Origin of the sequence: Micromonospora sp. NPDC023956 (assembly GCF_040639195.1) — a bacterium.
Lineage (GTDB): Bacteria > Actinomycetota > Actinomycetes > Mycobacteriales > Micromonosporaceae > Micromonospora.
On record NZ_JBEZZN010000002.1, the window covers coordinates 750,024 to 762,365 of the forward strand.

The following is a 12,342-nucleotide window of genomic DNA, read 5'->3' on the forward strand; positions in this document are numbered from 1 at the left end:
TCCCGGGCGGTCAGGCGGGGCTGGCCGCGTTTGAGTTCCCACTGCCGGGCCAACCAGGGCACGGCCGGCGGGGGTCACTTCCGGGTGGAGAGCACGCTCGGGTTGGCGAAGACGAACTCGGAGAGCTTGTCCTCCTTGACCGCCTTGAACATGGCCAGGGTCAACGGGCTGAGGGCCTCCCGGCCGTGCTCGTTGACGTGGTAGGTGCCGTTGTTCGTCCGGAGCATGGTCAGCTCGTTGTCGGTGACCCCGCGCATGGTGAAGACCAGATCGGCCATGTCCGCCCGGCCGGTGTCCAGGATCAGCGTGTCGCCGGCGGCGTCCATCAGCTTCTTCAGCTTCAACGGGTTGGTCATCACCCCGTCGCCGATCGCCTTCTTCGCCATCGCCTTGATCAGCTGCTGCTGGTTCTGCTGACGGTCGTAGTCGCTGTTCTTCAGGCCGTACCGCTGGCGGGAGTAGTCCAGGGCCTCCCAGCCCTCCATCTGCCGGCAGCCCTTCTTGTGCACGACCGGGGTCCTCTTCTTGCCGGTCTTCTTGGCCTCCGCGTTCCACATCGGCTTGCCGTCGACGTACGACATGTGGATCGACTTGACCTCCTGGCTGACGCAGATGTGCACGCTGCCCAGGGCGTCGATCACCTTTTTGAACCCGCCGAAGTTGATGATCGCCGCGCCGTCGAAGCTGACCCCGGTCATGTTCTTGATGGTCTGCGCCATCAGCTGGGCGCCGCCGGACCAGCCACCGCCGTTGCGTGCCCCGTAGTGGAACGCGGCGTTGATCAGGGTGGTCTCGCCGGGGAAACCGGTCTTCTTGAAGGCCGGGATCTGCGCCTCGGTGTCCCGGGGGATCGAGATCAGGTACGCCTGGTCGTGCGTCGCGGGGATGTGCAGGATGATGATGCTGTCCGCCCGTACGTCGTCGGCGGCCCAGCTCTCCCGGGCGTCCACGCCGAGGAGCAGCATGTCGATCGGCCCCTCGAGGGTGTCGCCGCCCTCGGCGTCGCTCTTGCCGGCGTCGCCGAGCAGGTTCTGCTGGGAGATGTTCCCGGTGGCCTGACCGATGAGCGCCTTGCTGCCCACGATCGCGGCACCACTGGTCATCATCAACATCGCGCCGACGATCACGGTGATCCGGGCCCAGAGCGGGTCCTTGCGCCGTTTCCGCTTCGGGGACGTGTCCTTACCGCGACCGCCACCCCGGCGGGGTGGCGGAACGACGGAGGCCGAAGCCCGGCCTGCGGGGGAGGGCTCCCGCGACGAAGGGCGACGGCGGGTCTGAACCGGCATGCGTTCTCCAGTTCGATATCGGGGGCGGGATCACTTTACGGATCCACTCCCGATCTGGCGAGTTCATCCGGTGGTTGTTTCCGGTGCACCCGCCGTGACCGGCGATTGCTGGCCGAACGGCTGATCCGCAAAAGCCGATCGGCGGTCGGCGCGCCGCCAGGGCGCCCCGACCGCCGATCGGTGCTGACGTCTGTCGAAGCCTCAGCCGCCGTTGGATTTGGCGGGCTGGTTCGCCTTGACCCATTCGGTCATCCGGTCCCCGGCCATGGCCCGGTACATCGCCAACGCCTTCTCCCGGTCGGAGACCACCACCGACTCGCCGTCGATGGTCTCGCTGCCCAGGTGCGGGCTGGTCACGAAGGTGAGGTTCTCGCCGCGCAGCTTCCGGAACTGCACCCCCATGTCGATCAGGGAGAATCCCTGGTCCACGGTCACCGCGTCGGTCACCGACTTGAGGAAGGCGTTCAGCTGGCGAGGGCTGGTCAGCGTGCCGCTGCTGGCCGCCTTGTCCATCAGGGCCCGGAGGAACTCCTGCTGGTGCCGCATCCGGGCGAAGTCGCCGTCCGGGAACTGCTTACGCTGCCGGATCCAGTCCAGCGCCTCGGCCCCGTTCATGTGGTTGACGCCCTTGGTGAAGGTCCGGTACGGCTTGTGGATCGAGGTCACGGTCCGCTCCACCGGCAGGTCCACTCCGCCGAGCGCGTCGGTGACCTGCTTGAACCCGGCGAAGTCGACCGCCATCACATGGTCCAGGTGCACGTCGGTGAAGCACTCCACCGTCCGTACCGCCAACGGCAGCCCACCGAAGGCGAACGCCGCGTTGATCTTTCCGCGCTGGCCGGACCCGCAGTCCGCGTTCGGGCTCTCGGGGATCGGCACGTAGAGGTCGCGGGGAATGGAGACCAGGTAGGCCTCGGCGTGGCTGGACGGGATGTGCATCACGATGATGGTGTCCGCCCGCCACTTGCTGGACTGGTCGATGGGCGCGTCCGGATCCCGCGAGTCGCTGCCGACCAGCAGGATGTTGAGCGCACCGTCGACCGCCTTGGCCGGTCGTCCCTCGGTGATCTGGGTGAACGGGTCGGTCCGGGCCAGGTCGTCGTTCAGCCCTCGGGCGTAGACCCAGGCGCCCAGGCCGCCGAGGAGCGCCAGCACCAGCACGGCGATCCCGGCGACCAGAGCGATCCGGCCCCAGCGGGGACGGGGGCCCGGTTGACCGGCCCGGCGGGGACCACCTGGGCCGGTCGGACCAGCCGGACCGGTCGCTCCGTCGTCGGTCGGGCCCGCTCCGGCACCGGCCCGGTGGCGCTCGTCGGCCGGCGCGACCGGGCGGGACCGGCGGTCCGGGCCGGACCCCGGGACCGAGGCGCGCCCGGTGGAGCCCCGGTGCAGGTACGGAAGCGGGAGGCCGGCTGACGAGGTCGCTGACATGTAACTCAGGGTACGGACCCGAAGCCAGTCACGCCTTCAGGTGAAGCTGAGCCAACCGCCGAACTCCGGTGCGAAAATCAGCCCAACCGCTTCCGGAAGTGGTCGATCGTGCGTCGGAGGCCGTCCTCGGGCGCGACTCCGGGCTCGTACCCGAGCAGGTCCCGGGCCAGGGTCAGGTCCGGCCGCCGCATCTCCGGGTCGTCAGCGGCACGGGTGACATAGGTCACCTCGGATGCGCTGCCGGAGAGCGACACGATCAGCTCGGCGAGCTGCCGCATCGACATCTCGTGCTCGGTGCCACAGTTGATCGGCCCGGTCTCCGTCGAGTCGAGCAGCAGCAGGATGCCCCGCACCAGATCGTCGACGTAGCAGATGGAACGGGTCTGCGCCCCGGTGCCGTGCACGGTGATCGGCTCGTTCCGCAGTGCCTGGGCGATGAAGGTGGGGATGGCCCGACCGTCGTCCGGCCGCATCCGGGGGCCGTACGTGTTGAAGATCCGCACGATGGCGACGTCCAGGCCGTGCCGCCGGTGGTAGGCCATGGTGGCCGCCTCCGCGAACCGCTTGGCCTCGTCGTAGACGCTGCGGACACCGATCGGGTTGACGTTGCCCCAGTACGTCTCCCGTTGCGGGTGCTCCTTCGGGTCGCCGTACGCCTCGGAGGTGGAGGCCAGCAGGAACCGGGCCCCGTCGGCGACCGCCCGGTCGAGCAGGTGCAGCGTGGCGACCGACCCGACCCGGAGGATCTCGACCGGGAGGGTGGCGAAGTCGGTCGGGCTGGCCGGGGAGGCCATGTGCAGGATCGCGTCGAAGCGCTCCGCCAGGGCCGGGTGGTGGGTCGGCAGACCGTCGGAGACGTCCGCCTCGACCAGCGTGAAGGTGGGACGCTCGACGAGGTGGGCGACGTTCTCCTTGGCACCGGTGACGAAGTTGTCCACCACGACCACCGTGCAGCCGCGCTCCAGCAGCACGTCGACCAGGTGCGACGGGACGAAACCGGCACCGCCGGTGACGAGAATGCGGTGACCGGGACCGAAACGGGGAGCTACCTTCATGCCGGCCAGCCTACTCAGCGGTGCCGCCCGGCGCCGTGCCGACAGGCGCGCCGTCGTCCACGCTGCCGGCCACCACCTCCGACGGGGCAGGCCACGTCATCGTGCCGGCAGGGGTTCCCTCCTCTCGATGCGAGAGGAGGGAACCCCTGCTCCGACCGGAGCGGTCGGTGGGTGGGTGGGCGGACGACCCGTGTCAGTGGGCGCCGTGTCCGGTCAGGGCACGCACCTCCAGTTCGGCGTACTTCTCCTCGTCGTTCTCCTTCGAGATCACGGTGCCGAGCCAGCCGCAGAGGAAACCGAACGGGATGGAGAGGAGCCCCGGGTTGGACAGCGGGAACCACTGCCAGTCGTGCTCGGGGAACATCGACGTCGGCTGTCCCGACACCACCGGGGAGAAGAAGACCAGCAGGACCGCCGAGAGCAGGCCGCCGTAGATGGCCCAGACCGCCCCGGAGGTGTTGAACCGCCTCCAGAAGAGGCTGTAGAGGATCGCCGGCAGGTTGCCCGAGGCGGCCACCGCGAAGGCGAGGGCGACCAGGAACGCCACGTTCAGGTTCTGCGCGAAGATCGACAGCAGGATGGACACCGCGCCGATGACCAGGGCGGAGAGGCGTGCCACCCGGACCTCCTGCCGTTCGGAGGTCTGGCCCTTCTTGATCACGTTGGCGTAGAAGTCGTGCGCCAGGCTCGACGAGGAGGCCAGGGTCAGCCCGGCCACCACCGCCAGGATGGTGGCGAAGGCCACCGCCGCGATGATCGCCAGCAGGGTCGCGCCGCCCAGGTCGCCGCCGAGGAAGTCCGCCCCGAGCACCTCGGCGAGCTGTGGCGCGGCCGTGTTGCCCGCCTTGTCCTGGGCGGTGATCGCCTCACCGCCGACCAGGGCCGCCGCCCCGAAGCCGAGGGCCAGGGTGAGCAGGTAGAAGGTGCCGATGATGCCGATCGCCCAGAGCACGCTCTTGCGGGCCGCCTTGGCGGTCGGCACCGTGTAGAAGCGGATCAGGATGTGCGGCAGGCCCGCCGTGCCGAGCACCAGGGCGATGCCGAGCGAGAGCAGGTCCATCTTGTTGTAGAAGGTCTGGGTGGCGTTGCCGGCCACCTCGACGCCGTACCGGAGTCCCGGTTCCAGGAAGGCGTTGCCCTTGCCGGACGAGGCGGCGGCGTCGCCGAGCAGCGACGACAGGTTGAACTTGTACTTCGCCAGCACCAGCAGCGTCATCACCAGCGCCCCGCCCATCAGCAGGAACGCCTTGACGATCTGTACGTAGGTGGTGCCCTTCATCCCGCCGACCGTGACGTAGATGATCATGAGAGCGCCGACCATGATGATGGTGGCGACCTTGGCGGTGTCGGCGTCCATCCCGAGGAACGTCGTCCCCGGCCGGATGCCGAGCAGGAGCGCCACCAGCGCGCCCGCGCCGACCATCTGGGCCAGCAGGTAGAAGATCGACACGGTGATGGTGGAGGCCGCGGCGGCGGTCCGGACCGGCCGCTGACGCATCCGGAAGGCCAGCACGTCGGCCATCGTGTACCGGCCGGAGTTGCGCAGCAGTTCGGCGACGAGCAGCAGGGCCACCAGCCAGGCGACCAGGAAGCCGATCGAGTAGAGGAAGCCGTCGTAGCCGTAGAGGGCGATGATCCCGGCGATGCCCAGGAACGACGCCGCCGACATGTAGTCGCCGCCGATCGCCATGCCGTTCTGGAAACCGGAGAAGGACCGCCCACCGGCGTAGAAGTCGGTGGCCGTCTTGGTCTGCCGGCTGGCCCAGATGGTGATCGCGAGAGTGGCGGCCACGAAGACCAGGAAAAGGGCGATGGTCAGGTTGCGGGCGGTGGTGCTGCCCGCCTCAGCCGCGAGGATCGTGTGCACGGTTCACCTCCCCGATCTCGGCGCGGATCCGGTCGGCGACCGGGTCGATCTTCCGGTCGGCGTACCGGGCGTAGAGCCAGGCGATCAGGAACGTCGAGACGAACTGGAGCAGCCCGAAGACGAGCGCCACGTTGATGTTGCTGCCGAAGAGCTTCGTGCCCATGAAGTCCCGCGCGTACGCGGAGAGAATCACGTAGAGCGCGTACCAGAGGAAGAAGGCCACGGTCATCGGGAAGACGAAGCCGCGCAACGCACGGCGGAGACCGGCGAACTCGTCCGACCGCTGTACGGCGAGGTACCGCTCGTTGCTCGGCGTGGCGGGGGCAGGTGTGTCCGTCGACATCTGTAGATCACCACCTTTCGCGGGCGTGGGGTGTTCCGCGCACGGTAGGGACGGTGATCGCCGCCGGGAAAGGTACAGATCGGTGCCGGTCGTTAGCTGCGCCGAACGGGCGATTGGCTGCGCCGAGTGACCTGGGTCACTTCGCTGAACGGTCGGCTGGTCGTACCCCGGCTCAGTCGGCGAAGAGACCGCTGGCCGAGGCGTGGTGGACGATCTCCCCGTCGAACGCGTACCGGACGGTGACCAGCCAGCCGTCCGGATGGTCCGGCGCGGACTGGTGTCCACCGAGCCGGATCCGTACCTGCTGTCCCTGGGCCGTGGCCTCGAAGATCCCGTCGTCGGCGTGGAGCCGGACCACCTGGTACCCGTAGCGACGCCGGACCGCCACCGCGGCTGCCGCAGCCGTCCACACCGTGGCCGGCACCGTCGTGCCGTCGCCGCCGAGGCAGGTGAGATCGAACCGGCCCCGGCCGGCGTGGGCCAGCCCGATCAGGGCGTCCGCACCGGCACCCTGCGCGGCCTGGCACAGCCTGCGGGCCAGACCGGGCCACTGCCGGGCGGGTACGTCGACCGCGTTGACGACGACGTGGTCGGTGGAGCCGCTGCGCAGCTTGACGAAGCGGATGTTCATCGTCCTACCTGTTCGGGAGAGGTGGGAGTCCCCGGGACGGGGTTCTCCCCGGGACGCGCGGAGGCCGGAGCCACGGCACGGACGGCGGCGCCCGACACGGCCATCAGGTCCGGCTCCCGGTCGTCGGGGCGGAGTCGGCCTGCGGAGACGTGCCGATCGGGGGCGTGCCGTCGGGCCCGACGCTCGGTCGCCACCACCATGGCCAGGGCCAGCGCCGCCACCACCAGGAGCATGGCGGGCAACCCGTACCGGTCGGTGAGCGCGCCCACGAGGAGGACGGTGACGGTCATTCCGGAGAACGCCACGCCGTAGAAGAGGACCATGACGGCGGGCAGGTCGGGCTGGGCGGTGCGACTGAGCACCACCCCGAAGGACATCAGATAGACGATCTCGAAGACCATCGTGTAGACGAAGTAGGTGGCGAAGGCCGGCACCGTCGAGTGGGTGGCGAAGGGCACCAGCATCAGTCCTGCGGTCAACACGAACAGGACCCGGACCGGCAGCCGCCAGCGACCCGGCAGTCCCAGCATCACCAGGACCATCCCGGCGACGATCCCGGACACGCTCACCGCCTCCAGCCAGGCCGCCCCGTTGGCCGGCATGCCCAGCCAGGTCAACGGCAACCAGACCCGGGCGATCTGGTTGACCCCCTGGAACAGCACCACGGTCGCGATCAGGTAGCTGAGCGCGCGGGTCAGCTCCGGATCCCGGCCGACCACGGTCAGCGAGCGTCGCCACACGCCGGCCGTCGTGGCGCCCCCGGCGGGGGCGCCGGCCGGAGCCGGTGCGAGCGGCAGGGCCCGGCAGCAGGCCGCCGAGACCGCGAAGCCGACCGAGGCGAGCCCGGCCACCACGACCACCGGAACCCGGCCGATCACCACGCCGCCGATCAGGCCACCCGCCGCCGAGCCGAGGAAGTATGCGCTGTTCAGCAGGGTGTTACCCCGCTCCACCAGCTCCGCCGGCAGGTACGTCTTGATGGCGACCCCGCGCGCCGACTTCGTCGTCATCTCCAGGAAGCCCCGGGCCACGAGCAGCAGGAACACCGCCCAGAAGGTGTGCCCGAAGGCCACCCCGACGCCGATCGACACCACCACCGAGACCAGGTCGAGCCGGACCAGGAGGTGCCGGGTGGGTAGCCGGTCACAGAGCCGGGTGGCGATCGGCATCAGGACGATGAGCGGCAGGTACTGCGCGGCAAAGACCAGCCCGGCGGCGAGGGCCTGGCCGCTGCGCTGGTAGTACGCCACGGAGAGCGCGACGAGCAGCAGGCCGGTGCCGACCGTGCTGACGAACATGCTGCTCCACAGCGCGACGAACGGCCGGGACCGGGCCAGCGTACGGAGACTGCTGCCGGCGGTTTCCATGGCGACGCCTTCCTCGGTGGGCCGGTCCGTCACCGGATCAGCGGAACGCCGATGCTCTTCTCGAACAGGTCCAGCAGTACGTCCGCCTCCCGGCTCGCTTCGCCCAGGCTCTCCGCCCGCACCTGGTACCGGGCGAGGATCTCCAGCTCCCCGACCTGCGCCCCCGGCGTCAGCCGGTACGGGTCGAAGGCGATGACCCGGTCGCGGTAGTGGTCGAGCCAGTCCAGCTCGATCTCGTCGGCCAGCCGGCCCGCCCGCAGCGGCATGAGTTTCCGGGTGGTCACACAGGAGTGCGCCGCCGGCAGCGGTTCCTCGACCTCCTGCCCCAGGTGGATCCGGATCAGGCTGTCGTGGATGTTCAAGCCGGTCACGTGCTGGTAGAGGCTCGGCATGACGCCGCCCATCAGCCGGGGGTTCGCCTCCACCAGGACCGGCCCGTCCGCCGTGACCATCAACTCGATGTGGAAGATGCCCAGGTCCAGCCCGAGCGCCCGGCAGACGTCCTCGGCGTACGCGAAGCACTGCCCCGCCGTCTGCGGCGACACGTCGGCGGGCATGAACGCGCCCATCTCGACGCACTCGTTGCTGACCGCCCGGGGCCGCCCGGAGAGCATGAACCGGTGGAACCGGCCGTTCCCGGCGCCCAGCTCGGCGGAGACCAGCTCCCCGACGAGGTACTGCTCGATCAGGACACCCCGGGTGAACTGGTCGTGCATGAGCCGGGGGAGGCGGGCGACCTCGTCGAGCACCCGGCGGGCGGCCTGTTCGACCTCGGCGGGGGTGTCGGCACGGAACGCGAGGATGCTGTCCGCGCCGCTCGGCGGCTTGACGATGACCGGCAGGCCGATCGCCTCGGCCGCCCGGACCGCCTCCTCGACGGTGGGCGACACCGCGTACCGGGCCGAGGCCAGCCCGGCGGCGGCGAGCCGCTCGCGGGTACGGCCCTTGTGCCGGGCGGTGACCACCGCGTCGGTGTCGGTGAAGGGCAGACCGAGCCGGCGGGCCATCAGCGCGGTGGCCTCCACGCAGAACTCGTTCTGCGTGATCACGGCGTCGACGGGTTCCTCGGCCAGGACCTCCCGTACCACCGCGGTCAGCGCCTCGACGTCACTGGCCATCTCGATCGGACGCAGCCGGTGCACGGCCGCGAGGACGGCTGCGGTGTCGGCGTTGTCGGGGTACATCCGGTAGGTGGTCGAGGTGATCAATGTGACCCGGTGCCCGGCGGCCATGGCCCGCCGCATCGCATCCATTCCGGGCACGTTGGAGTCGACGAAGAGAACGTGTGCCATCGATTCGCCTTCCGCGTGACGTCAGTGCTGGTAGATGGGGAATCGGCTGGCGAGTTCCTCGACCCGGGTCCGGACCTCGGCCTCGATCTTCGTGACGTGCTCGGGTTGGTGGATCAGGCCGTCGAGGACGTCGGCGACGAGCCCGGCCAGGATCCGCAGCTCCGGATCGCGCAGCCCCCGGGTGGTCACCGCGGAGGTGCCGAAGCGGAGCCCGGAGGTGACCGACGGCTTCTGCGGGTCGCCGGGGACGAGGTTCTTGTTGCAGGGGATTCCCGCGTTCTCCAGGCTGCGCTCGGCGAGGTCGCCGGTGAGACCGTGTCGACGCAGGTCCACCATCACGATCGGGGTGTCCGTTCCGCCGGTGACGATGTCGTAGCCGCGCTGCTGGAGTACCGAGCCCAGCCGCCGGGCGTTGTCCAGCACCGCCTGCGCGTACTCGGTGAAGGCGGGTTCGAGTGCCTCGCCGAAGGCGACCGCCCGCGCGGCGATGAACTCGGGGAGCGGACCGCCCTGCACCCCCGGGAAGATCGCGGAGTCGAGTTTGCGGCCCAGTTCGGGATCGTCGGTGAGGATCAGTCCGCCGCGCGGACCGCGCAGGTTCTTGTTGGTCGTGCTGGTCACCACGTGGGTGTGGGGAAAGGGGGAGGGGTGGACCCCGGCCGCCACCAGCCCGGCGAAATGGGCGATGTCGGCGAGCAGGTACGCCCCGATCTCGTCGCAAACCGCGCGGAGTCGCGCGAAGTCGACCGCCCTCGGGTACGACGAGCCGCCGGTGATCACCAGCTTCGGTCGGTGCTGGCGGGCCAGGTCGGTGAGCTGGTCGTAGTCGATCAGACCGGTCTCCGGGTCGATGCCGTATGACACGACGGTGAAGTAGCGGCCGGAGAAGTTCGAGCGCAGACCGTGGCTGAGATGCCCACCCGCGTCGAGGGACATGCTCAGGACGGTGTCACCCGGTTGGAGCAGCGCGAAGAACACGGCCTGGTTGGCCTGGGTCCCGGAATGCGGCTGGACATTCGCGTACCGGCACTTGAACAGCTCTTTCGCCCGGTCGCGGGCAAGGTTCTCGATGACGTCGAGATTGTCCATTCCGGCGTGGTAGCGTTTCCCCGGGTAGCCCTCGATCGTGGTGAATGAAACGATAGATCGAAATGCCTCCCGAGTTGCCCGACTCGTGTAGTTCTTGGGTGCGAGCAGCTCCAGTTGGCGTTGCTGACGGTGCTCCTCGCGTTCGATCGCACCCCGCATCAGGGGGTCCGTCTCGCTCAGCTCCGTGGTGAAGAATTCAGCGGTCGCCTCGCTGGCCACGCGCGTGGACATCGATCCTCCAGGTGGAAAAAGATTACGGCGGATCGGGTTGATTGGCGCGTGCTCGACGATTATGGGCAAGAGCGTACAACCCAGTGGCGGGGGTAATTCAAACAGTGGCGATGGTCGCTGTCAACCGCGTCGGAAGTTTCATTAATTGATCTATCTTCAAGTTGTGTCGGTCGATGGTAATAAGTTGTTACACGACGTCATGAGGATCTTGAATGGCCGCACTGAACTGTGCTTTGGGTGGCTGTTTGCCCCAATGGTTTCGGTGGGAATTCGGGGTCAATGTTAAATACTGATTGCCGAGAAATGTTGCGACTCGCGGTCGCGGGTGCGACGCGCGTCGCCGCTCAGCCCTTCAGCGTGCGGTAACGGCCCCGGTGGTGGAGCAGCGGCTCGGCTTCGGCGGCCAGGCTGACCGTCTCGACGGTCCCCTCGACCAGCAGTGCCCAGCCGCACTCGCGGCTGCCGTCGAGGCGGCAGCCGACCCAACCCCCGGCGTCGACCGGCACCGGACCGTAGGGAGTCTCGACCCACTCGTCGAGGGTGAAGAGGCCGCCGGGGGACGGGAAGAGGCCCGCGAACCGGTCCGCCAGTTGCCGGTGCGCCGGACCGAGGACCGCGACCGCGAACCGACCGGTCTCCTCGACCGCCGCCCACAGGTCGGCCTCCGGGTCCACCAACCCGAGCAGCCGGTCCGGCTCCCCCTCGGCGACCAGGGTCGACGAGACGGTCAGCCCGGCCGGCCCGGGTGCGGTCCAGAGGGTGACCGGGGACGCCAACCGCCCGCGTAGCCGTCGGGCCGGTGACCGCTCTCCGGCCGGCGTGGCGAACGGATCGACGTGGTGGATCTCCGCGCCCGGTTGATGATTCACGTGAAACATTGTGACCCGGCGAGCGGGCCGGCGGGCCTCACCGCCCAGCATCCGACCGGGCGGCGGCCACCACCACTGGGTCGGCGCAGCCGGCCGCGAAGCCGGCGATCCGGCGGCGGATGTCCCGGCCGAGCAGCCACGTCCCGATCCGCTCCGCCACCGGACGCAGGAACGCCGGGCGGCACCGGAAGTTGTACCGCCAGGTGGCGACCGTCGTGCCCGCCTCGGGCCCCGGGGCGAACCGCCAGCCACCGGCGAACACCTCGAAGAACCAGGGGCCCCGGACCATCTTCATCCCGACGTGACTCGGTGGCGCGTACGAGACGTACTCGCTGACCATGAGCAGGCCGTGCCGGGAGCGGGTGACCGTACGGACGCCCTTGCCGGGTCGGGTCGCCCCGTCGGCGAAGTGCTGTTCCCGGACGAACGGATCCCACCGGTAGCGCACCGACCCGACGGTCTGCGACACGGCGAACGCAAGATCGGGTGGCACGGGGACGGTGACGACCGCCTCGACAACGGGCATCGGCCCATTGTGCCGCCGTCGCGCCCACCCGGCACGTCGCGCCAGCCCGCGTGACCCCAGCGCAGTGTGCGGTGGGCCTCTATCGTGCGGGCATGGTCTCCGTGACACCGCAGCAGCTCGCCCAGACCCGGGTCGTCGCCAGCGACGCCGTGCTCCGCAACGAGGTGGACTTCCGGGGCTACCCGCACCGTCACCTCGCGGTCGTCGGCCGTCCGAAGCTGATGAACAGCAACATCACCCAGTTGCTGGAGGCCGTCGAGTACCTGTGCCAGTTCGGGTGGGAGCTGGTCAACATCACCCCCGGCACCGGCAGCCACCTCTTCTACGCCTTCCTGCGCCGCCGCTGACCGGA

General features: G+C 69.4%; 11 protein-coding genes and 1 pseudogene. 1 reads left to right on the top strand and 11 read right to left on the bottom strand.

Features of this window, described 5'->3' with window-relative positions:
• Positions 1–74: 74 nt before the first annotated feature.
• The 11 genes and pseudogenes from AB0F58_RS05970 to AB0F58_RS06020 form a co-directional block, all read right to left on the bottom strand.
• A complete protein-coding gene (locus tag AB0F58_RS05970) occupies positions 75–1,289 on the bottom strand; it encodes an LCP family protein (RefSeq protein WP_357138484.1) in 1,215 nt (404 codons plus the stop codon).
• 201 nt (positions 1,290–1,490) lie between these two features.
• The gene (locus AB0F58_RS05975) at positions 1,491–2,720 is read right to left on the bottom strand and encodes an LCP family protein (RefSeq protein WP_357138487.1); all 1,230 of its coding nucleotides are present in this window, start codon (positions 2,718–2,720) and stop codon (positions 1,491–1,493) included.
• A gap of 77 nt (positions 2,721–2,797) precedes the next feature.
• Positions 2,798–3,775: an NAD-dependent epimerase/dehydratase family protein gene (locus AB0F58_RS05980; RefSeq protein WP_357138490.1), complete on the bottom strand. Its 978-nt coding sequence runs from the start codon at positions 3,773–3,775 to the stop codon at positions 2,798–2,800.
• Between the two features lie 193 nt (positions 3,776–3,968).
• Entirely contained in the window at positions 3,969–5,642 is a 1,674-nt protein-coding gene (locus AB0F58_RS05985) for a cation acetate symporter (protein WP_357138493.1), read from the bottom strand.
• Entirely contained in the window at positions 5,620–5,985 is a 366-nt protein-coding gene (locus AB0F58_RS05990) for a DUF485 domain-containing protein (RefSeq protein ID WP_357138497.1), read from the bottom strand. Before AB0F58_RS05990 ends, AB0F58_RS05985 begins: the two co-directional genes overlap by 23 nt.
• A 172-nt stretch (positions 5,986–6,157) precedes the next feature.
• Positions 6,158–6,616, bottom strand: a complete 459-nt coding sequence (locus tag AB0F58_RS05995; protein ID WP_357138500.1) for a hypothetical protein — start codon at positions 6,614–6,616, stop codon at positions 6,158–6,160.
• Positions 6,613–8,016 (bottom strand): MFS transporter, encoded by a 1,404-nt coding sequence (locus AB0F58_RS06000; RefSeq protein WP_357138503.1) that lies wholly within the window; start codon positions 8,014–8,016, stop codon positions 6,613–6,615. Before AB0F58_RS06000 ends, AB0F58_RS05995 begins: the two co-directional genes overlap by 4 nt.
• On the bottom strand, positions 8,013–9,275 hold the full coding sequence (locus tag AB0F58_RS06005) for an ATP-grasp domain-containing protein (protein WP_357138507.1): 1,263 nt from the start codon (positions 9,273–9,275) through the stop codon (positions 8,013–8,015). Before AB0F58_RS06005 ends, AB0F58_RS06000 begins: the two co-directional genes overlap by 4 nt.
• Positions 9,276–9,296: 21 nt before the next feature.
• Positions 9,297–10,595 carry a serine hydroxymethyltransferase gene (glyA, locus tag AB0F58_RS06010; RefSeq protein ID WP_357138510.1) on the bottom strand — a complete coding sequence of 433 codons (1,299 nt, stop codon included), beginning with the start codon at positions 10,593–10,595 and terminating at the stop codon, positions 9,297–9,299.
• A gap of 344 nt (positions 10,596–10,939) precedes the next feature.
• Positions 10,940–11,473: pseudogene (locus tag AB0F58_RS06015) on the bottom strand (flavin reductase family protein); the annotation flags it as partial.
• A gap of 28 nt (positions 11,474–11,501) precedes the next feature.
• Positions 11,502–11,990, bottom strand: a complete 489-nt coding sequence (locus AB0F58_RS06020; RefSeq protein WP_357138513.1) for an SRPBCC family protein — start codon at positions 11,988–11,990, stop codon at positions 11,502–11,504.
• A gap of 92 nt (positions 11,991–12,082) precedes the next feature.
• Between AB0F58_RS06020 and AB0F58_RS06025 the strand changes: the two genes are divergently transcribed.
• Positions 12,083–12,337: a hypothetical protein gene (locus AB0F58_RS06025; protein WP_357138516.1), complete on the top strand. Its 255-nt coding sequence runs from the start codon at positions 12,083–12,085 to the stop codon at positions 12,335–12,337.
• Positions 12,338–12,342: the final 5 nt, after the last annotated feature.